The following is a 20569-nucleotide window of genomic DNA, read 5'->3' on the forward strand; positions in this document are numbered from 1 at the left end:
GACGTCAGCCGGAGCCTGTGGTTGCTCAGGCCGCGACCTTGATCGCCGGCGCGCTCTTCTTCAACGGAATGCGCACCGACACGATTGTGCCGACACCTTCGGTCGAACGGATTTTCAGCGCGCCACCCTGGAGCTCGGCCAGCGAGCGTGAGATGGCGAGGCCAAGGCCCGATCCGGCATGGCTCTTGGAGAACTGGTTCTGCACCTGTTCGAAGGGACGGCCGAGCTTGCCGAGCGCGTCTTTCGGGATGCCACAGCCATTGTCCTCGATCGTCAGCACCAGTGCGCCGGATGTGTTGCGGGCCCTGACCGATATGTGGCCGCCCTGGCCGGTGAATTTCACCGCGTTGGACAAGAGGTTGATCACGATCTGCTTGATCGCCCGTCGATCGGCGAACAGCGTCAGCGCGTCGGCGATGCGTGTTTCCACGGTGATCGCCTTTTGCGCCGCCTGCAGCGAGACGACGCGAACCGTCTCGCTGATCAGCGGGCCGAGGTCGATCTGTTCCTGGTCCAGCGAGAATTGGCCAGCCTCGATCTTGGACATGTCGAGAATGTCGTTGATGACCCCCAGCAGATATTTGCCGCTGCTGTTGATGTCGGTGGCATATTCCTCGTAGCGCTCCGACCCCAGCGGACCGAACAGGCCCTGTTCCATCAGTTCGGAGAAGCCGATGATGGCGTTCAGCGGCGTGCGCAATTCGTGCGACATGTTGGCGAGGAATTCTGACTTCGCCCGGTTCGCCGCTTCGGCGCGTTCGGTTTCCTTCATGTATTTGCGGTTGAGGTCGACCAGTTCGCGCGAGCGCTCCTCTTCGGCCCGGCGGGCGAGGCTCAGATCATGGATCGTCGCCATCAGACGGCGCTCGCTGTCGACCAGCTTCTCCTGGTGCAGCTTGATCTGGGTGATGTCGGAGCCGACCGAGACGATGCCGCCGTCCCTGGTCTTCAGTTCGTTGACCTGCAGCCAGCGGCCGTCGGCCAGCTGCCGCTCGAAGGTGGCGCCGCCCTGCAGTCCGCTGGTGTTGGCAAGTCGCCGTTCGGAAGCAAAGGCCAGCATCCGTTCTTCCAGCACGGCGCGCGCGGTGCCCGGCATCACGTCGCGGTCCGAAAGCCCGTTGTCCTGCTGGTATTTGGAATTGCACATGATCAGGCGCTGGGCCGAATCCCACAGCACGAAGGATTCGTTGATGTTTTCGATCGCCGTTCTGAGGCGAAGGTCGGCCGCCTCGGAACGCAGCGCCAGATGGCGCTGTTCGGTGACGTCGACGGCGATGCCGATCAGCTGGATCTCAGGCGCTTCCGAATCGATGACCTGTGCCCGGGCGCGCATCCACACCCATTGGCCGTCGGCATGCCGCATGCGGAACACCTGGTCGATATGGTCGATTTCGCGGGCGACAATTCTGTTGGCGAGATCGAACAGGTCGCCGTCCTCGGGATGGATGATCTCGTCGACCTCGCCGAAGGACAGCATCGTGTCGCAGGGCTTGTAGCCGAGCATGTCGTACATCGAGCGCGACCAGTACATCTTGCCGCGCACCATGTCCCAGTCCCACAGGCCGCAGCGGCCGCGAACCAGCGCCATGTCGATGCGCTGATGCGCTTCGAGATAGATGCGATCGGCGGCTTGCGCGCGTGCCGCCTGGCCGAAATAGGCGTAGAGGATGATGATCAGCACGCCGGCCGTCAGCACGAACAGGGTAACGTTCAGCGAGACCGTCTTGCGCCAGGCGTCGAAAACCGCGTCCTGCGGTACCAGTGCCGCCGCGGCACCCTTTCGCCCATTCGCCAGGCTGACCGCCGCGTACCAGTCCCGTCCGCCGATATTGACCTCCATGACGCCTGCGCGGTCGCCGAACATGAACAATGGCTGGCCGCCCTGGACGAGACCGTCGAGCGAATGGCTTTGCCATGGCATCGAGCGCGGTGTCACCGCGACGATCTTGAAGGCGCTGTCGGTGATGACGAGCACATGGCTGCGGCCCATCGCGCCCTGACGGCTGGTGGTCTCCAGCAGATCCTGGATGGCGCCTGGCACTGTGTCCGAAGTGGTGGCGAGCGAACTCGCCAGCTGACCCGCCGCCAGCGTGAGGATCGCCTTGGCGTTGCGCTCCACATCGTCGCGCTCGTTCATCAGCGACAGGACCCGCAGCGCCGCGATGACGATCAGGAAGGTGATGATGAGCGCCGGTATCGATCGGCGCAGCAGCGGCTCGGCGGCCAGAAGCCGCCGATAGGCCGGTTCGGCGATGAGCCGCGCGTTCCCGGCAAGGCCGTCGCTTCGCGTCTCGCGATGCGCAAAAGCCTTCCCTCCGGGCGCGCCCCACGCGTCCGCCTTCGCCATAAATGGCACTCCCCGAATTTGCCTATGCTGCTTGATCCGGCAAACGCCGCACATCCGAATCGTCAGTAAAGAATCAAAGGTGATTCGCCTTGTCCAGTGGTCCGGCGAAAAAAGATTAAAAATCGACTAAAATAGTGCCGAAACGTCCGCTCCCGGACAACAGCGCACGCCTAAGCCAGCGTGCGCTCGACAATATCGCGCAGATCCGCCGACAGGTTTTCGGCTTTGGCGATCGAAAGCAGCGCTTCCCTGGCCTTGGCTTGCCGGCCAGGTTCCAGCGAGCGCCACGATCTGAGCGCCGTCGCCAGCCTTGCCGCCAATTGCGGGTTGCGCGTTTCGACCGCGAGCACGGTCTGCGAGAAGAACCGGTAGCCCTCGCCATCGGCGCGGTGAAAGCCGGTCTGGTTGGCGCTGGAGAAGGTGCCGATCAACGAGCGCACCCGATTCGGATTGCTCATTGAGAATGCGGGATGAGCGGTCAGCGCGCGCACCGTGTCGACGGCCTGCGGACCGGGCACGCTGGCCTGGATCTGGAACCATTTGTCCATGACCAGCGGGTCGGACCCATAAGTCGTCTCGAAAGCCGCCAGCGCCTGGATGGCCTCGGGCGAACCGTGGTGGCGATAGGCAAGCACTGCAAGCGCTGCCGCGCGGTCGGTCATGTTGGTCGCCGACTGGAAATGCCTGACGGCAAGTGCCGCTCCGCCCGGCTGCAGCGAGAGATAGTCCAGCAGGGTGTTGCGCAAGGCGCGTCGTCCGGCGCTCGCCGCATCCGGGCTGAACGCGGCCTTGTCGGCAAGGCGGTCGTAGAGGCCGGCAAAAATATCCGGGTTGGCCGTGGCGATCGCCAGGGCAAGCGCCTCGCGGGCAGCGTAGATGGCATCGGGGTCGATGTTCCTGCCGATGTCGCGGGCAATGTCGGCTTCGCCGGGCAGCGCCAGCGCCAGCGCCCGGTAGGCCGGCTCCAGCGTCTCGTCGCCGGCGATGCCGCCGGCAAGTTCGGTCAGCCGCGCCGCGAAAACCGGCTGCTTGCCGCCGAGGATCTCGCGGAAGGCGGCAATCAGCGCGTCGGTCAAGAGCGTGTTGAAGGCCTGCCAGCGCGAGAAGGCGTCGCTGTCATGGCGGGCGAGAAAGAATTGGTCGTCGGCTTTCTGCTCGACCGACAGCGTCACCGGCGCCGAAAAGCCGCGGTTGAGCGACACCGCCGGGCGTTCGGCAACACCTGAGAACCGCACCATGTGGCGGCGCTTGCGGACATGGATGACGCCGTCCTCGACGCTGGCACCCTCGACGCCGCTATAGTCGACCGGCTGGCCGCCGGCGCCGATCAAGCCGAAGGCGAGCGGGATGTGCATCAGCCGCTTGCGGCTTTCGGAGGGCGTCGGCGGCACCGACTGCTCGATTTCGAGCATGAACTCCTGCGACGCCGGATTGTGCGTCGAACTGATGGTCAGGTTGGGCGTGCCCGCCTGGTGGTACCAGAGCGCGAACTGCGACAGGTCGCGGCCGGAGGCGTCCTCGAACACCTTGATGAAATCCTCGATCGTCGCCGCGTCGCCGTCGTGCCGCTCGAAATAGAGGTCCATGCCGGCGCGAAAGGCATCTGCGCCGAGAATGGTGCGGATCATGCGCACCACTTCGGAGCCCTTTTCGTAGACCGTTGCCGTGTAGAAATTGTTGATCTCGCGGTAGCGGCGCGGCCGCACCGGATGCGCCAGCGGGCCCTGGTCCTCGGGAAACTGGTGGGCGCGCAGCGTGCGCACTTCGGCGATGCGCTTGACCGCGCGCGAGCGCTGGTCGGCAGAGAATTCGTGGTCGCGGAAAACCGTCAGCCCTTCCTTCAGGCAGAGCTGGAACCAGTCGCGGCAAGTGATTCTGTTGCCTGTCCAATTGTGGAAATACTCATGCGCGATGATCGCCTCGATATTGGCGAAATCGGCGTCGGTCGCTGTCTCCTGATCGGCCAGAACATATTTGTCGTTGAAGATGTTGAGGCCCTTGTTCTCCATCGCGCCCATGTTGAAGTCGGACACGGCGACGATGTTGAAGACGTCGAGGTCGTATTCGCGGCCGAACGCCTCCTCGTCCCATTTCATCGACCGCTTCAGGGCATCCATCGCATAGCCGGCCAGCTTCTCCTTGCCGGGCTCGACATAGATGCCGAGCTCGACCGTGCGGCCGGATAGGGTGACGAAACTGTCGGCGAGCTGGCCGAGATTGCCGGCCACCAGCGCGAACAGGTAGGACGACTTGGGGAAGGGGTCGTGCCATCTAGCATAGTGCCAGCCGTCGCCGAGGTCGCCCTTGTCGACCGGGTTGCCGTTGGACAGAAGCAGCGGTGCCTCCTCGCGCAGGGCCTCGATGCGCACCGTGTAGACAGACAGGATGTCGGGGCGATCGAGGAAATAGGTGATGCGGCGAAAGCCCTCGGCCTCGCATTGCGTGCAGTAGACATTGCTGGAACGGTAGAGGCCCATCAGGGCTTCGTTGCCCGCCGGCGCCAATTCGGTCTCGATGAGCAGCTGGAAGCGCCGCGCGGCCGGCGGCTTGAGGATGGTCAGCTGGTCTGATGTCACCAGAATATCGGCTGGTTTCGCTTTCTTGTCGCCAATCTCGATGCGCTTGAGCGTCAGCCCGTCGCCGTCGAGCACCAGCGGAGCAGAGGCGGATACGCCGTCACGGCGCTCGACCGTGAGCACGGCGGTGACGCGCGTTGCGTCTGGCGAAAGGCGGAAGGTGAGGTCGGTTTGCGGAATGAGGTAATCGTTGGGGCGGTAGTCCTCGAGCTTGAAGACCTGGCCGGTGTCCGTGCGCATTCCGTGGGTTTTCCTGTCGATTGCGTTGGCGGCGGATTGTTTCCGCTGGTCCAAGAAATTTGAAGTCCGCGCTCTTTACACGAAACGGTCCCTCGACAAAACTGAGACGACGCCTATTTCAGGCGTTCCTCCTCAAGTCATCATCACGAGGCATCCATGACCGTCGTCACGCCGAAATTCGGGATGGGCGCATCCGTGCTGCGGCGCGAGGATGCTGCCTTCATCCAGGGCCAGGGCCGCTATACCGACGACATCCAGCCGGCTGGCGTCCTGCATGGCTATGTCCTGCGCTCGCCGGTCGCCAAGGCCAGCTTCACCATCGGTTCGACCGAGGCGGCGAAGGCAGCACCCGGTGTGCATCTGGTGCTGACCGGCAAGGACCTTGCCCATCTCGGCGATCTCAAATCCGGCGTCATGCAGGAACAGCCGGATGGCACCAAGGCGCCGACCCGCGACATTCCGATCCTGTGCCGTGACCGGGTCAACTATGTCGGAGACGCCGTTGTTTTCGTCGTCGCCGACAGCCGCGCTTTGGCGCAGGATGCCGCCGAACTGATCGACGTCGACTATGACAGCGAAGACGCGGCGTCCGGAACGGCGACGGCGCTTGCCGAAGGCACGCCGCTGGTCTGGCCGGAACTCGGCTCCAACCGGGCCTTCTCCTACCACATGGGTGACAAGAAAAAGACCGACGCGGCTTTCGCCAAGGCCGCCCATGTCACCCGCATCGAATTCGTCAACAATCGGCTGGTCTGCAACTACATGGAGCCGCGCTCGGCGATCGGCGAGTGGAACGTTGAGGAGAACCGCTTCGTGCTGACCACGGGGTCGCAGGGCGTGCATTCCATGCAGTACATCCTGGCCAGCCTGTTCAAGATCAAGAAGGATCGGCTGCGCGTCATCACGCCGGATGTCGGCGGTGGTTTCGGGCCGAAGAGTTTCGTCTATCGCGAATATCCGCTTGTGCTCGAAGCGGCGAAGCGGCTTGGCCGTCCGGTGAAATGGGCGGGCGACCGCACCGAACACTTCCTGACCGACGCGCAAGGCCGCGACAATGTCGTGAAGGCCGAGATGGCGCTGGACAAGGACGGCCGCTTCCTTGGCATGAAGGTGGACCTACTCGCCAATATGGGCGCCTATGTCTCGCAATACGGTCCCTACATTCCCTATATCGGCGTCACCATGTCGACCGGCGTCTACGACATCCAGGCGCTCGACGTCTCGGTCACCGGCCTCTACACCAACACCTGCCCGGTCGATGCCTATCGCGGCGCCGGCCGCCCGGAAGCGGCGTTCCTGCTGGAAAAGCTCGTCGATGCCTGCGCCCATGATCTTGGCCTACCCGTCGAAGAGATCCGGCGCCGCAATTTCATCCGGCCCGAGCAGTTTCCCTACCGCACGCAAACCGGCCGTCTCTACGACAATGGCGAATTCGAAGGCCACATGAACCGCGCCATCGAACAGGCGGAATGGAAGGCGTTTCCACAGCGGCTCGAACAGTCGAAGGCAGGCGGAAAGATCCGCGGCCTCGGCATGGCGACCTATATTGAGGCCTGCGCCTTTCCGGGTTCGGAACCGGCCTTTGTCGAGCTCAACGGCGACGGCACGGTGACGCTGAAGATCGGCACCCAGACCAACGGGCAGGGTCACGCCACCGCCTACGCGCAGTTCCTGTCGGAAAAGCTCAATCTCGACATCGACAAGATCCATGTCCGCCAGGGTGATACCGACGAATTGAAAGCTGGCGGCGGCACTGGTGGCTCGCGCTCCATTCCGCTCGGCGGCGTTTCGGCGTCACGCGCCGGTGAGGACCTGGCCAACAAGATCAAGCGTATCGCCGCCGACGAGCTGGAGGCCTCGGCCGGCGACATTGAATTGTCGAACGGCGTTGCCCGCATCGTCGGCACCGATCGCGCGATCGATTTTTCGAGTATCGCCAAGGCCGCCAAGACGCCGGATGATCTCAAGGGGTTCGGCGAGTTCGTGCAGGACGAGTGCACTTATCCCAACGGCACCCATATCTGCGAGGTCGAGATCGACCCCGATACCGGCACCACTGACATCGTCCGCTACACCATCGTCGACGATTTCGGCGTCACCGTGAATCCGATCCTGCTCGCCGGCCAGGTGCATGGCGGCGTTGTGCAAGGCATTGGCCAGGCGCTGACCGAAGACACGATCTATGGCGAGGATGGACAGCTCCTGACGGCGAGCTTCATGGATTACGCCATGCCGCGCGCCGACAATTTCCCGTTCTTCCATTTCGAGACCCGCAACGTGCCTTCGACCACCAATGCGCTCGGCATCAAGGGGGCAGGCGAGGCCGGCACTATCGGTTCGACGCCGGCGGCACTCAACGCGGTGACTGACGCGCTCTGGCGCGCCTACGGTGTCAAACACATCGACATGCCGGCGACGCCAGCGCGCATCTGGGCAACGATCCGGGAAGCGGCTGGAGCGTGACAGCAAAACCAGGTCAGGCCGTAGTAGCCAGTGACCATGCCGTCGGGCACAACACGCTCACCGGCATCACGCTCAAGATCGTGTCGGTGACTGTCTTCGTCGGCATGTCGACCTGCATCAAGGCGGCAGGCACCGTGCCGGCGGGCCAGATCGTCTTCTTCCGCTCCTTCTTTGCCATCTTTCCGATCATTGCCTTTCTCGCCTTCACGGGAAAACTCGGCACCGCGTTTTCGACCAAGCGTCCGCTCAATCACATTGCGCGCGGCGTCGTCGGCGTCTGCGCCATGGGGCTTGGCTTTTTCGCGCTGACGCGGCTGCCGCTGCCGGAGGCGATCACGCTGAACTATGCGCAGCCGCTGCTGGTGGTGGTGTTCAGTTCGATCTTCCTCGGCGAAGCCATCCGCGTCTATCGCTGGAGCGCTGTCGCCATCGGCCTCGTCGGCGTGCTGATCATCTCCTGGCCGGAGCTGACGCTGCTGAGTTCCGACGAAGCGCTCGACGACCAGGAAGTGCTTGGCGTCATCGCCGCTCTTGTCGCGGCGGCGATCTCGGCCGTCGCCATGCTGCTCGTGCGCAATCTCGTGCAGAGCGAGCGCACCGCGACCATCGTGCTGTGGTTTTCGGTGACGGCGAGCGTCATGGCGCTGCTGTCGCTGCCCTTCGGCTGGCAGGCGCTGACGCCGCTCCAGGCGGCTCTTCTGGTTGCTGCCGGCTTCTGCGGCGGCCTCGGCCAGATCCTGATGACTTCGGCCTATCGCCATGCCGAAGCCTCGGTCGTGGCGCCCTTCGAATACACCTCGATGATCCTTGGCGTCGTCGTCGGTTATCTCGTCTTTGGCGACGTTGCCACGCTCAACATGCTGGTCGGCGGCCTCATCGTCGTTGCCGCCGGCATCTTCATCATCTGGCGCGAGCGCCAGCTTGGCCTGGAGCGCACCCGCACGCGGAAGGCGACTCTGCCTCAAGGGTGATTACGATCGTTCGGCCCGCTCCTTTGCCAGCCGCACCAGCACCGTTCTCGTCTGCTCATCGGCCGGGAAAAACGATTCGATCGCCAGTTCCGACAGCGTCACGTCGAGCGGTGTGCCGAACACGGTGATGGTGCTGATGAACGACAGCACCTGATCGCCATGCGCCAGCCTGAGTGGGTGCACGATGGCATTCGGCTCGACCGACGCCGGCCGGCTGCCTGTCAAGCCGGACGGATAAGTCCGCAGTTCGCGCTCCAGTTCGATCAGCACCGGGTCGCCGCTTGCGTCGTTCTGGTGGTTGAGACGCTCAAGCAGGTGCGCCCGCCACTCCGCGAGATTGACGATGCGTGGAGCGATGCCGCCCGGATGCAGGCTGAGGCGAAGCACGTTGACCGGCGGCGTCAGCAGCGAAGCCTCACTGACATCGGCAAGGAAGGGAGCGATCGCGGCATTCGCCGAAACCAGGTTCCAGTGCCGGTCGACGGCGAGCGCCGGGAAGGGCTCATGCCCCTTGAGCACGATCTCAACCGCTGCCATCGCCGGCGCCAGCGTCGTGTCGCTGAGCGAGCGTTCGCCGAAGCTCGGCGCAAAGCCCGCGGCAAGCAGCAGCTGGTTACGCTGCCGGAGCGGGATCGACAGCTGCTCGGCCAGATGCAGCACCATGTCGCGCGAGGGCGCAGCCCGCCCGCTCTCGACGAAGCTCAGATGCCGCTGCGAGATTTCGGCTTCCATGGCGAGGTCGAGCTGGGACATGCGACGTCGCGTGCGCCATTCGCGAATGAGGCTGCCGGCGGAGGTTTGGGGTGTTGTCATGAGCGAATGACTAGGCCGGCGAGAGCCGCATTTCAATTACCTGCGAGGTCATCTAGGTGAGCGCCCGCAGCTTCGCCTTCACTTCGAGAAAATCCCGCCATGCCAGCTTCTTGTGCGCAGGCGTCCGCAAGAGATAGGCAGGATGCAGCGTCGGCATGGCGGGAATGGTGATGCCGGATGCCGTCGTGTGGACGCGCCAGTTGCCGCGCAGCCGCAAGATGCCTTCTGTGGTGTTGAGCAAGGTCTTGGCTGACGGACCGCCGAGATTGATCAGCACCTTCGGATTGACCAGCTCGATCTGTCGCTCGATGAACGGCCGGCAGATTTCGGTCTCGTGCGGCGTCGGCGTGCGATTGCCCGGTGGCCGCCACGGAATGACATTGGCGATGTAGACCGATGTCCGGTCGAGCCCGATCGCGGCCAGCATCCGGTCGAGCAACCGGCCCGAGCGGCCGACGAAGGGCAGGCCCTCGATGTCCTCGTCGCGGCCGGGCGCTTCGCCAACCAGCATGACGGCGGCCTCCGGGTTGCCGTCGGCGAACACCAGGTTCTTGGCCGTGGCCTTGAGATTGCAGCCGTCGAAGGCCGCCATGTGCTGGCGAAGCTCGTCCAGGGTCGTTGCCGTCGTTGCCAATTGGCGCGCCAGTGCCGCCTGCGCTTCGTCGGGAACCGTAGCGGTTGTGGACGGTGCGCGTGCAACGGGTGGCACATTTGCTCTGTCGGCCGGCTCGGGGCGCGACGCGCTCGTCGAGCGGTGTGGCGCAACGGCGTCGGCGGACGGCACCACCGCCCGCTCTACCGGTTTGGGCGCCTCGGCGAACCGGTTCACCGGCTGGTCTTCAAGCGCGTCGTCGACACCGGCGCTGGCATAAAAGGCCAGCAGGTCGACAAGGTCCGGTCTGTTGTTTGGGGAAGCGGCAGTCATGGCGACACATTCGTCCGCATGACGGCAATTTGCAAGGCTGGCCGCTTGCTCTAGCCGGTGGGTATGCGCGGATCTTGCACCAGATAGAAGGTCCAGCGCGGCGTGTAATCGGTCATCAGGAATTCGAACCTGGCAGTTTTCAGCGGGTCGACCTTGCCATTCTTGAACAGCAGCCGGTCATAGGGTTCGAAATCGCGATCGAAATCGGCGAAATTGCTCGACCAGATATTGTCCGGCGTCTTGTTGCGCTGGTCGAACGAAAGTCCGTCGCCGAAAACGCTCGGCTGGTTCAGGATTTCCTGCAGTTCGAACTGGAATTCGACCCAGGCCTGGCCGCTGTTGTTGAGCACGTCGATGCGCATATACATGATGCCATTGGCGAATTCGCCAGACGGACCGAATGCCTGGATCGGCTTTGTCGTGCGGATGGTTAGCGTCACCGGCGTTGACGAATTCAGCTCTTCGGTGATGACCAGCGGGTCGTCCTTCGTTCCGATGCCCGAAGCGCCGGTGATGCGGAAGCCGCCAAGCTCGTCGGAGAAGGAGTAAGCGCCCGTCGCCCAGACTTTCACCTCGTCCGCGGCGGCGTGACCCGGTGCCAGCATCGGAAGGGCCAAAAGAAGCGCCCGGCAGACCCGGCCGGGCGTCGATGAAAAGCGCGTCGATGAAAAGCCGGCTGGCCCAGGAATGCGCATAGTGTGAAGTATGGCCGATAAGCGAGCCGTCGAACAATTAAAAACGTGAGCGCCGAGGCCCTGCCAGGCGAAAACAGCCGCCCAGCCCTCGCGATGCGCGACTTTTTGGCCAAAACGGCATTGTCACGTATGCGCCGGTTTCCTGTCGCCAATTGATGCGCTATGCAGCGCAGGAGCCAGCAAGATACCCGAATGGGATAAGCCAGTGCGGAGGGGTAGATGAGCGACATCGAACGCGAAAGCATGGAATTCGACGTGGTTATCGTCGGCGCCGGCCCGGCCGGCCTCGCCGCCGCCATCCGCCTCAAACAGGTCAATCCCGAACTCTCGGTTGTCGTCCTTGAAAAGGGCGGCGAGGTCGGCGCCCACATCCTCTCCGGCGCCGTCGTCGATCCGATCGGCATCGACCGGCTGCTGCCGGGCTGGCGCGACGAGGAAGGCCATCCTTTCAAGACGCCGGTCACCGCGGACCATTTCCTTGTGCTTGGCCCTGCCGGTTCGTTCCGTCTGCCCAACATCCTGATGCCGCCGCTGATGAACAATCACGGCAACTACATCGTCTCGCTGGGCAATGTCTGCCGCTGGCTGGCGACCAAGGCCGAGGCGCTTGGCGTCGAGATCTATCCGGGTTTTGCCGCGGCCGGCTTGCTCTACAATGAGGAAGGCGCCGTCACCGGCGTCGTCACCGGCGACATGGGCGTCGAGAAGGACGGCACGCACGGCCCGGGCTTTGCGCCTGGCATGGCGCTGATGGGCAAATATGTGCTGATCGGCGAGGGCGCGCGCGGCTCGCTCGCCAAGCAATTGATCGCCAAATACAAGCTTTCCGATGGCCGCGAGCCCGGCAAATACGGCATCGGCCTCAAGGAACTCTGGCAGGTCAAGCCGGAGAACCACCGGCCGGGCCTGGTCCAGCATTCCTTCGGCTGGCCGCTCGACATGAAGACCGGCGGCGGCTCGTTCCTCTACCATCTCGAGGACAATCAGGTGGCGGTCGGCTTCGTCCTCCACCTCAATTACAAGAACCCCTGGCTGTCGCCGTTCGAGGAATTCCAGCGCTTCAAGACCCATCCGGCGATCAGAGGCACCTTCGAGGGCGCCAAGCGCCTCGGCTACGGCGCCCGTGCCATCACCGAGGGCGGCTGGCAGTCGGTGCCGAAACTGTCGTTCCCTGGCGGCGCGCTGATGGGCTGCGCGGCCGGTTTCGTCAACGTGCCGCGCATCAAGGGCTCGCACAACGCCGTGCTGTCCGGCATGCTGGCGGCCGAACATGTCGCCGAGGCAGTCGGCGCAGGCCGCGCCAATGACGAGCTTTCCTCCTATGAGGCGGCATGGCGGGCGACCGACATCGGCAAGGACCTCAAGAAGGTGCGCAACGTCAAGCCGCTATGGTCGCGCTTCGGCACCATCATTGGTGTCGGCATTGGCGGGCTCGACATGTGGATGAACACGCTGTTCGGCTTCTCACCTTTCGGCACGCTGAAACATGGCAAGGCGGACTATGCAACGCTCGAGCCTGCCGCCCAGCACAACAAGATCGTATATCCGAAGCCTGATGGCGTTTTGACCTTCGACCGGCTGTCTTCGGTGTTCCTGTCCAACACCAACCACGAGGAAAACGAGCCGGTCCACCTGCTTGTCGGTGACATGGAGCTGCAGAAGCGCTCCGAGCACGATGTCTTTGCCGGGCCTTCGACGCGTTACTGTCCGGCCGGGGTCTATGAGTGGGTCGACAAGGACGGCAATGCCGCCGCCGATCCAACTGCGAAGGACGTGCGCTTCGTCATCAACGCGCAGAACTGCGTCCACTGCAAGACATGCGACATCAAGGATCCGAACCAGAACATCAACTGGGTGCCGCCGCAGGGCGGCGAGGGCCCAGTCTATCAGGGTATGTGAGTGACCGAGCCGGCGGCACCTGCCGCCGGTCCTCTCGTCGTTGAAAGGAAGCGGATATGCGCTTGCTCACGCTTTCAAGTCTGGCGATCATCGGCGCCTTGTGCGGTTTCGCACCTGCCGCGTCGGCAGGCGTCAAAGTCCTGGTCAAGACGCAGACATACGACATCGCCGGCAAGACCGGAGAGGCTCTGATCGAGTCCATGGACCGCAACGGGCCGAGGCATGGCTTCATGACTCGCGCCATCGCACAGACCAGCTACACAAAGGCTTGGGACTTCGACCTTGTTCAGATCAAGGGCACTTGCCGCGTCAGCCAGGCCAGCGGAACGCTCAACCTGAATTTTACCTACCCCCATGTCGCGTCCACCCTCCCGCCGGCCCTCGACAGACGCTGGGCGCGGTTCTTCACCGGTGTTCGCACGCATGAGGAGACCCATGGCGACATTGCCAGGCAGATGATGAAGGCGACCGAGAAGTCGCTTAGGGGCCTGACGATCCCCAATGACGCGCAGTGTTCCAAGACACGACGTGAGGCGCGGCGGCGGATCGACGCCATCTTTGACGAGTATGAGGTCAGGCAGAACGCCTTCGACGCGCGCGAGCACAGGGAAGGCGGTCACGTAGAGTATCTCGTCGATGCGCTGGAGCAGCTATAGGGTCAAAACTCAATCAGCTGGCTGCCGCCAATGGCCGAAACGAGTGAACCATGCCGTTTGAACCCGTCCGGCGGAACGAGCACAAAGCGCCAGTCTCGGACGTTTGGCTTGCTTCGAGCGAACGACCACTCCTCACCGCCGAACGGTTGTCGGGTCGTCACAGCACGGCGCGGCTTGACGTCAAATGGTGCGTTCCATCAGGACGGAGGGCAACATCGGCCCAGGGCCAATGCGCACTTCGATCCGCCCCACCGACCTGAAGCCCAAGGCCGCATAGAACCCCTCTGCGTTGAGACTCGCCTGGCATTCGAAACGGCGCACACCAGACGACCGTGCATCTTCTTCGCAACGCCGGTAAAGCTGGCGCCCGATCCCGCGGCCCAACCACTCGGGACGAGTGGCGAAATGTCGGATGTGCGCGAGTTCGAGCGTCACCTCGGAGCTTCCCGGCCGTTCCCGGGACCAACCGCCGCAGCCGACAGCAAAGCCATTTTCATCTACCGCGAGATAGTAGGTGCCAGCAGAAAGTAGCGCAGGGTTTGCGCGGGTGATCAAGGGCAGCGCGGCTTCAAGAATGGCCTGATCGTATACTGTGCGCATCAGGCCGGGGTAGGAAGCGAGAAGCAACTCGCTTACCCCAGACTCGTCCTCTGGTGTGGCGCGTCTGACGGTGAAGGTGGGGGACATGCACAGCGCCCCGTGTGTTGAGCGGGTCGATCTTCGGTTGACCACCGGGCCATGTCAAATCGAACACGCCAGGGGTCCGAACCCGGTCATTCGGCGGGATAGGGTTTTGAGCCTGGCGCGTGATCCCGAAAAGTGGAATCCGGTCTTTTCGGAAAGATCATGTGCAAACGAACAGGCTCTAACCTCGATAGCCGTTTCGCGTCTTTCCGGCCGATGTCAGCGACACGGTCGCGGTCTCGTGTTCGTCAGTCGGCTTTTGCTCGTTCAGCCTGAGCGAGAACTCGACCAGCACCGGCAGGTGGTCCGAGCCGGTTTCCTCCAGCCGGGTCGCGGAATGAATGGTCACCCCGCCCTTGCTGAAAACCTGGTCGATCGGCAGGCCGGCGAAACGCCGCAGGAAATCCGGCAGCTTGATGTGTATCCAGGTCGGTCCGGCTGATGGCATGACGGTCAGCCCGCCGAGCGCGGCGACGCGGCGCACTGCGGCACTCCATGGCACGGCGTTGCAGTCGCCCGCCATGATGGCCGTCTCGCCGAGCGAGGAGAGCGATTCGGTAAGCTCACCGATCTGCCAGTGCTGCTCGCGTGGCCACGGCCAGCTGAGATGGATCGCGGCGACATCGACGCCAATGCCGCCGAAGTCGACGGTCGCTGTCGCCATGGCGCCGCGCCGCTCGCAACGCGGCTCGGTGCCGGCGGCAAAGGGCCGCCGCGAGAGCAGCGCGACGCCGAATATGCCGTTGGGGTAGGGACAGAGGATCCGGTATGGATAGGCTCTGGTAATATAGCCAAGCTCGGTCGTCCACATCGCCGACACCTCGTCGAGGGTGATGACGTCGGGATTGGTCCGGCCGATCAGCGACAGCACCTTCTTCGGGGTTGGATTGTCGTAGCGCAGGTTCATCTGCAGCAGCTTGTAGACCATCTGGCCAGCGGGTCTGGCGACCGCTTGCACCGGCCACAGTTGCGGCAGCGCGCTCATTGTCGTGGCAAAGGCCGCCACGGCAAAAAGCAGCGCCGCGGCTGCTTGCAGGCGAAATGTCGTGGCCAGCAGCGGCAGCGCGCAAAGCGCCATCAGCACGGCGAGATGGACGCGGAAATGCGAGAAGGAATCGAAGGCGGGATGCAAGGCGCCGAAGAACCCGGCGACCAGGGCAACCGAGAACATCATCATCGCGATGAATGCCAGTGAAGCTGCCATGTCTCGACTGCGTCTCATCGGGTCAGGTCTGCACGGGTTGCCAAAGGTGGTGCTGGCACGGTTATCGGCAAAAATGCGGCTCAATCAAGATGACGAAATGCCCAATGCATGTCGCCCAAAAGTGCGCAGCGGTTCTGGGGCAACGACATGCAAAAGACAAAGACCTAAAGCGGGTCGCGTGTATCCGTTTCAACGCGATACGCTTTAGGCGATGCGTCAATCCGGCCTATTGGAACGCCGTCTCCGAAAAACTTCTCAGCTTGCGCGAATGCAGCCGCTCCATCGGCATTTCCGCAAGCTTCTCCATCGCCCGGATGCCGATGGTCAGGTGCTGCGCCACCTGCCGCTTGTAGAACTCGGTCGCCATGCCGGGCAGCTTCAGCTCGCCATGCAGGGGTTTGTCCGAAACGCACAGCAGCGTGCCGTAGGGCACGCGGAAGCGGAAGCCGTTGGCGGCGATCGTCGCCGATTCCATGTCGAGTGCGATGGCGCGCGACTGTGACAGACGCTGCACCGGCCCGCGCTGGTCGCGCAGTTCCCAGTTGCGGTTGTCGATGGTGGCGACAGTACCCGTGCGCATGATGCGCTTGAGGTCATAGCCGGACAGGCCGGTGACCTCTGCGACAGCTTCCTGCAGCGCCACCTGAATCTCGGCCAGCGGCGGGATCGGCACCCAGACCGGCAGATCGTCGTCCAGAACGTGATCCTCGCGCACATAGGCATGCGCCAGCACATAGTCGCCGAGCGCCTGGGTGTTGCGCAGCCCGGCGCAGTGGCCAAGCATGACCCAGGCATGCGGCCTCAGCACCGCGATATGGTCGGTGATCGTCTTGGCGTTGGAAGGCCCGACGCCGATATTGACCATGGTGATGCCGCCATGGTTCGGTTTCTTCAGATGATAGGCCGGCATCTGTGGCAGGCGTGGCGGTGCGACCCCTTCGCTGGGCGCGCTTTGTCCAACCTTGGTGATGACATTGCCTGGCTCGACGAACTCGGCATATCCGCCGCCGCCATTGGCCATCAGGTCACGCGCACGGGCGACGAACTCGTCGATGTAGAACTGGTAATTGGTGAACAGCACGAAGTTCTGGAACTGCTGCGGCGTGGTCGCCGTGTAGTGCGACAGGCGGTGCAGCGAATAGTCGATGCGCTGCGCCGTGAACGGCGCCAACGGCCGTGGTTCGCCGAAGGCCACTTCGAAAGTGCCGTTGGCAATCTGGTCGTCGGTGCCGTCGAGGTCCGGGACGTCGAACAGGTCGCGGATCGGCCGCTTGATGCGCTCGGCGGCCGCGCCGTCGACATGGGTGCCTTCGAGAAAGGCGAAATGCAGCGGAATGGGGGTGGTCGATTCCGACACGGTGACCGCGACACCATGATTGCGCATGATCAGGCGCAGCTGCGCGACCAAATAGCTCTCGAACAGGCCCGGCTGGGTGATCGTGGTCGAAAAATGCCCCGGCGTTGGCATATGGCCATAGGCCTGGCGCGAGTCGATCTGGGTGAACGAGTTGGTGGTGACGCCGATCTCCGGGTAGAAGGCGCGGTAGCGCTTGCTGTTGTCGCCGCCCGCTGCCGCCAGTGCCGCAAAGGAGTCGCGCAGGAACTTGGTGTTGCGGTTGTACAGCGTCTGCAGCGCCGCCACGGCCTTTTCGGCGCTATTAAAGCTTTGCCGGCCAAAAGGCTCGGGCATGACGACAGATTCGATGGCTTGTGGGTAGATTCGCTTTTCCATGGCTCAATATAGAGACTTGGATCGGCACTTGGGAGGGGTGTCGCGACCGAAGGCGGCCAAAGCGTCGTTTTTCTTTAACCGCGCTGCAGGCTGACCAGGAGCACGAAGCCGACGCCGGACTTCCTCAAAGCTGGCGCTTCGATCGTCGAGCCGGCATCGGCGCGCATCATCGGCACGGCCAGAACCGGAGCGGCCAGAACCATCAGGATAAGCGCCGCCCGCGGCAGAAGCCGAAGGGTCTTGAGAGCGTTGGCGGCGATGCGGTTCATGGTGTTCTGCTTTTCTTTTCGAGGTCTGGTTTCTTTGTTCAGTTGCGAAGATGGGTGGGGCAGGCGAGGCGGCAGGTCCGGGAACTGGCTTCGTCCCAGGCGCGGGCCGGACGCCCCGTTTCGGCGACGAGGATGGCGAAGAACATTCCAAACAGGCTCATCAGCAGGCAGACGATGGTGAAGCGGCGAGCAAGCATTAGGTCGTGTCTCCTTCAACACGCTGGAGAATGCCCGAGCGCGACTGAACCGGCTCTGAGGCCGGCGTTCATCTGCGGTTCAAATTGATTGACGGGGTTTCGACGGCACCGACGTCAGCTTCGACAGGTGCCAGCAGGAGGCGGCGAGGCGAGGGCACGCGTCCTCGACAAAACGAAAACGGGGCCCGTCGAGGCCCCGCCATCAAGTCACAAGGATGCGGTCGATCAGAGCTTGTGCCAGGTTTGGCTCTTGCAGATCAGTCCGCCGAGCACGCAGCCGCTCATGTCGCCTTGCCCGAATAGGTCTTGTCGTTTGCCGGATCGGTGATGTTGCCGGCATATTTGTTGTCGCCGGCGGCCTTGAGCGAACCGATGGTCTTGCCGGCATATTTGCCGGACTTGAGCGTGATGGAAAACGTGCCGCCGCCAGCGATGGCTGCGGTATCGCCGGCCTGCGTCTTCCAGTCGCCCTCGATCGGATCGGCCCACGCCGCACCCGCCATGATCAATGTGGCCGCCAGGGCCAGGCTCACTTTTCGAAACATGGTCTTCTCCCTTTGGATATCCGGCCGGATGCTCCGCCTCGCCGGTCTGCCGCTTACGCAAACGTAAGCTAATCCAGCTCCTGGCAAAACAAAAGCGGTGCCGCAGCGGAAGACTTTGGGATTTTGAAAGGCGCCAATGCGGGCCGTGCGGGCAAGGAAAGAAAGCATCGGCGGATCGTGTTTGTTTCCCGTGGTTAGCGGAGTGTTGATTCCTGCCGCGAAAATTTTCGTCGAATTTGAGGAAAACCGGCGCGGTTGCTGGCTTTGTATCCTTAACGAATTTCGGCGTTTACCTCTTGTTTTAGCTTTGTTTTCCTCAAATTAAGCACGCCACTTAACGACGGATTCAAGCCTCCACGGCATTCTCGAAAGCATCGGAAGAGCAGCCCGCAAGGACGAAAGAAGGCAGCTCTCGGGAGCCTGACAGGGGCCAGAAACAGGGGATTTGAAATGGCACGTTTTGAAATGCTTGAAGCAGGCTTCGGCGCCATGGGGGCAACTGCCCAGGCCGACATTCTTTTCGAACTGGGCATGATGTATGCGACCGGCCGCGATTGCGAGACCGATGTCATTGCCGCCCACAAATGGTTCAACATCGCCGCGATCAAGGGATCGGCCCGCGCTGCGGAACTGCGCTCGGAACTGTCGGCAGCGATGTCCAAGGTCGAGATCGCCAAGGCGCTTCGCGAAGCCCGCGAATGGATGACCATGCACTGAGATCTGCCAACCGCGGATAGACCTATCGAAGACAGGGAAGCCCGGGATCAAGACCGCACAGACGGCCAGACCCGGTGAAATGGAAGGCCGCGCAAGACGGTCGACGACCTAGAGCATGATCCCGAAAAGTGGAATCCGGTTTTCGGAATCAGGCTCAAACGAAGAGATAAAAAGAACGCGACAGGCCAGCTAGGCTCAGTCGCGCGATGCGGAAGGCGAGCTGGATTTCGGGGCGCGGGGGCGCTTGGGGACCGCTTGACGAGCAAAAAAGCCACGACCAGCCGGAACAAGGCTGGCGTGGCTTTTTTGCGTGGAAGACGTCTTGCAGGCCCAATCGAGTGCCGCCGATGCGCCTAGACAGGCCCAGTGAAGGATGAAATTGTCCCGCCTCTCTGGAAGAAGCGCGGCCGGACGACCGCGCGTGAGTGGAGGAGTTCTATCACCATGAAAAAAATGAGTATTTTGAGCGCGGCCGTTTTTGGCCTGTTGATGAGTGCGCCGGTCGCATTCGCCGACGACATCACCTTTGCGGTGGTCGGTCCGATGACCGGACAGCTCGCCACCATCGGCGATCAGTTCAAGCAGGGCGCACAGGCCGCTGCAGACGCGATCAACGCGGCGGGTGGTGTCGACGGTCGCCAGATCAAGTTGAGTATCCAGGACGACCAGTGCGATCCCAAGCAGGCCGTGTCGGTCGCCAACCGGATCGTCGCCGATGGCGTCAAGTTCATCGATGGCCACGCCTGCTCGGGTTCGAGCATTCCGGCCTCTGCCGTCTATGCCGAAGCCGGCGCCCTGATGATGAGCCCGGCCTCGTCAAACCCGGTGCTGACCGACGCGGCGGCCAAAGCCGGCTGGCCGACGATCATGCGCCTTTATACGCGTGACGATGCGCAGGGCGCCTTCATCGGCCCATGGATCGCCAAGAAGTTTGCCGGCAAGAATGTCGTCGTCCTGCACGACAAGAGCGCCTACGGACAGGGCGTGGCCGACGCCGTCAGGGCAACCATGAATGCCGGCGGCCTCAAGGAAGTGTATTATGACGGCATCAATGCCGGCGAGAAGGACTATTCGGCTCTCGTCACCAAGCTAAAGGACTTGAAGGCCGACGTCGTCTATTTCGGCGGTTACCATCCTGAAGCCGGTCTGATCCTGCGCCAGTCGGCGGAACAGAACCTCAAGTTCCAGCTGATCATGCCTGACTCTATCGCTTCGCCGGAGTTCTGGCAGGTTGCCGGCCCGGCTGGCGAAGGCACCATGTTCGTCTTCCCGTCGGATCCGCAGGCAAAGCCAGAAGCCAAGGCAGCCGTCGAGAAGATCAAGGCGGGCGGCTTCGTGCCGGAAGGCTTCACGCTGTTCTCCTACGCGGTGGTCCAGGCCTTCGCCGAAGGCGTCAAGCGCGCCGGCAGCGACGACCCGGGCAAGGTTGCCGAAGCGTTGAAGAACGGCACGCCGATCAGCACCGTTGTCGGTGATGTCACCTTCGACGAAAAGGGCGACCTCAAGAATGCCAGCTATGACATCAACCAGTGGCATGACGGCAAGTACGCGCCGATCGCGCAGTAATCGCTGACGTCGCCTGGAGGCAAGGCATTGCAGCGCCGCGCGTTCTTCTGGATGCGCGGCGCTTTGATGC

Annotated in this window: 16 protein-coding genes and 1 pseudogene; 6 read left to right on the top strand and 11 right to left on the bottom strand. The window is 62.9% G+C overall.

The annotated features are described in order from the left end of the window. Nucleotides 1–25 precede the first annotated feature (25 nt). Together B5V02_RS38495 and pepN are read right to left on the bottom strand one after the other, a co-directional pair. Entirely contained in the window at nucleotides 26–2347 is a 2322-nt protein-coding gene (locus B5V02_RS38495; protein WP_111549129.1) for a PAS domain-containing sensor histidine kinase, read from the bottom strand. Between the two features lie 170 nt (nucleotides 2348–2517). Continuing rightward, nucleotides 2518–5163, bottom strand: coding sequence for an aminopeptidase N (gene pepN, locus B5V02_RS38500; protein ID WP_111549130.1), 2646 nt, complete (start codon nucleotides 5161–5163; stop codon nucleotides 2518–2520). Between the two features lie 156 nt (nucleotides 5164–5319). On the opposite strand from pepN, the gene B5V02_RS38505 reads away from it, so the two are divergent. Together B5V02_RS38505 and B5V02_RS38510 are read left to right on the top strand one after the other, a co-directional pair. Beyond that, nucleotides 5320–7626 carry a xanthine dehydrogenase family protein molybdopterin-binding subunit gene (locus tag B5V02_RS38505; RefSeq protein WP_111549131.1) on the top strand — a complete coding sequence of 769 codons (2307 nt, stop codon included), beginning with the start codon at nucleotides 5320–5322 and terminating at the stop codon, nucleotides 7624–7626. Continuing rightward, a complete protein-coding gene (locus B5V02_RS38510) occupies nucleotides 7623–8597 on the top strand; it encodes a DMT family transporter (RefSeq protein WP_111549132.1) in 975 nt (324 codons plus the stop codon). The genes B5V02_RS38505 and B5V02_RS38510 overlap by 4 nt, the downstream gene beginning before the upstream one ends. Here the strand turns inward: B5V02_RS38510 and B5V02_RS38515 are convergent, their stop codons facing one another. Genes B5V02_RS38515 through B5V02_RS38525 form a run of 3 tightly spaced genes read right to left on the bottom strand, consistent with a single transcriptional unit; the run spans nucleotide 8598 to nucleotide 11030 of the window. Next, nucleotides 8598–9410, bottom strand: coding sequence for a helix-turn-helix domain-containing protein (locus B5V02_RS38515; protein WP_111549133.1), 813 nt, complete (start codon nucleotides 9408–9410; stop codon nucleotides 8598–8600). Nucleotides 9411–9462: 52 nt separating this feature from the next. Then, on the bottom strand, nucleotides 9463–10335 hold the full coding sequence (locus B5V02_RS38520; protein ID WP_111549134.1) for a uracil-DNA glycosylase: 873 nt from the start codon (nucleotides 10333–10335) through the stop codon (nucleotides 9463–9465). A 50-nt stretch (nucleotides 10336–10385) separates the two neighbouring features. Further along, on the bottom strand, nucleotides 10386–11030 hold the full coding sequence (locus B5V02_RS38525) for a hypothetical protein (protein WP_111549135.1): 645 nt from the start codon (nucleotides 11028–11030) through the stop codon (nucleotides 10386–10388). A gap of 219 nt (nucleotides 11031–11249) precedes the next feature. Between B5V02_RS38525 and B5V02_RS38530 the strand changes: the two genes are divergently transcribed. Further along, entirely contained in the window at nucleotides 11250–12929 is a 1680-nt protein-coding gene (locus B5V02_RS38530) for an electron transfer flavoprotein-ubiquinone oxidoreductase (RefSeq protein ID WP_111549136.1), read from the top strand. A 56-nt stretch (nucleotides 12930–12985) separates the two neighbouring features. After that, a complete protein-coding gene (locus B5V02_RS38535) occupies nucleotides 12986–13585 on the top strand; it encodes a DUF922 domain-containing protein (RefSeq protein ID WP_111549137.1) in 600 nt (199 codons plus the stop codon). Between the two features lie 180 nt (nucleotides 13586–13765). Here the strand turns inward: B5V02_RS38535 and B5V02_RS38540 are convergent, their stop codons facing one another. From B5V02_RS38540 to B5V02_RS38560, 6 genes and pseudogenes are all read right to left on the bottom strand, one after another. Then, nucleotides 13766–14272: a GNAT family N-acetyltransferase gene (locus B5V02_RS38540; RefSeq protein ID WP_111549138.1), complete on the bottom strand. Its 507-nt coding sequence runs from the start codon at nucleotides 14270–14272 to the stop codon at nucleotides 13766–13768. A gap of 178 nt (nucleotides 14273–14450) precedes the next feature. After that, complete coding sequence (locus tag B5V02_RS38545; RefSeq protein WP_167458832.1) at nucleotides 14451–15473, bottom strand: endonuclease/exonuclease/phosphatase family protein; 1023 nt, start codon at nucleotides 15471–15473, stop codon at nucleotides 14451–14453. 226 nt (nucleotides 15474–15699) lie between these two features. Further along, nucleotides 15700–17163 carry an AMP nucleosidase gene (locus B5V02_RS38550; protein ID WP_245446392.1) on the bottom strand — a complete coding sequence of 488 codons (1464 nt, stop codon included), beginning with the start codon at nucleotides 17161–17163 and terminating at the stop codon, nucleotides 15700–15702. A 116-nt stretch (nucleotides 17164–17279) separates the two neighbouring features. After that, complete coding sequence (locus tag B5V02_RS38555; RefSeq protein ID WP_111549141.1) at nucleotides 17280–17474, bottom strand: hypothetical protein; 195 nt, start codon at nucleotides 17472–17474, stop codon at nucleotides 17280–17282. Nucleotides 17475–17512: 38 nt separating this feature from the next. Then, entirely contained in the window at nucleotides 17513–17671 is a 159-nt protein-coding gene (locus B5V02_RS40965; RefSeq protein ID WP_167458833.1) for a hypothetical protein, read from the bottom strand. Between the two features lie 225 nt (nucleotides 17672–17896). After that, a pseudogene (locus B5V02_RS38560) lies at nucleotides 17897–18216 on the bottom strand (DUF2147 domain-containing protein). 450 nt (nucleotides 18217–18666) lie between these two features. Here B5V02_RS38560 and B5V02_RS38565 point away from each other — a divergent pair. Both B5V02_RS38565 and B5V02_RS38570 read left to right on the top strand, forming a co-directional pair. Beyond that, nucleotides 18667–18933 (top strand): sel1 repeat family protein, encoded by a 267-nt coding sequence (locus B5V02_RS38565; RefSeq protein ID WP_111549142.1) that lies wholly within the window; start codon nucleotides 18667–18669, stop codon nucleotides 18931–18933. 444 nt (nucleotides 18934–19377) lie between these two features. Then, nucleotides 19378–20499: an ABC transporter substrate-binding protein gene (locus B5V02_RS38570; RefSeq protein ID WP_111549143.1), complete on the top strand. Its 1122-nt coding sequence runs from the start codon at nucleotides 19378–19380 to the stop codon at nucleotides 20497–20499. The last annotated feature ends 70 nt before the right edge of the window (nucleotides 20500–20569 follow it).

The sequence above is a fragment of the Mesorhizobium kowhaii genome (assembly GCF_003253745.1).
Classification (GTDB): Bacteria; Pseudomonadota; Alphaproteobacteria; order Rhizobiales; family Rhizobiaceae; genus Mesorhizobium; species Mesorhizobium kowhaii.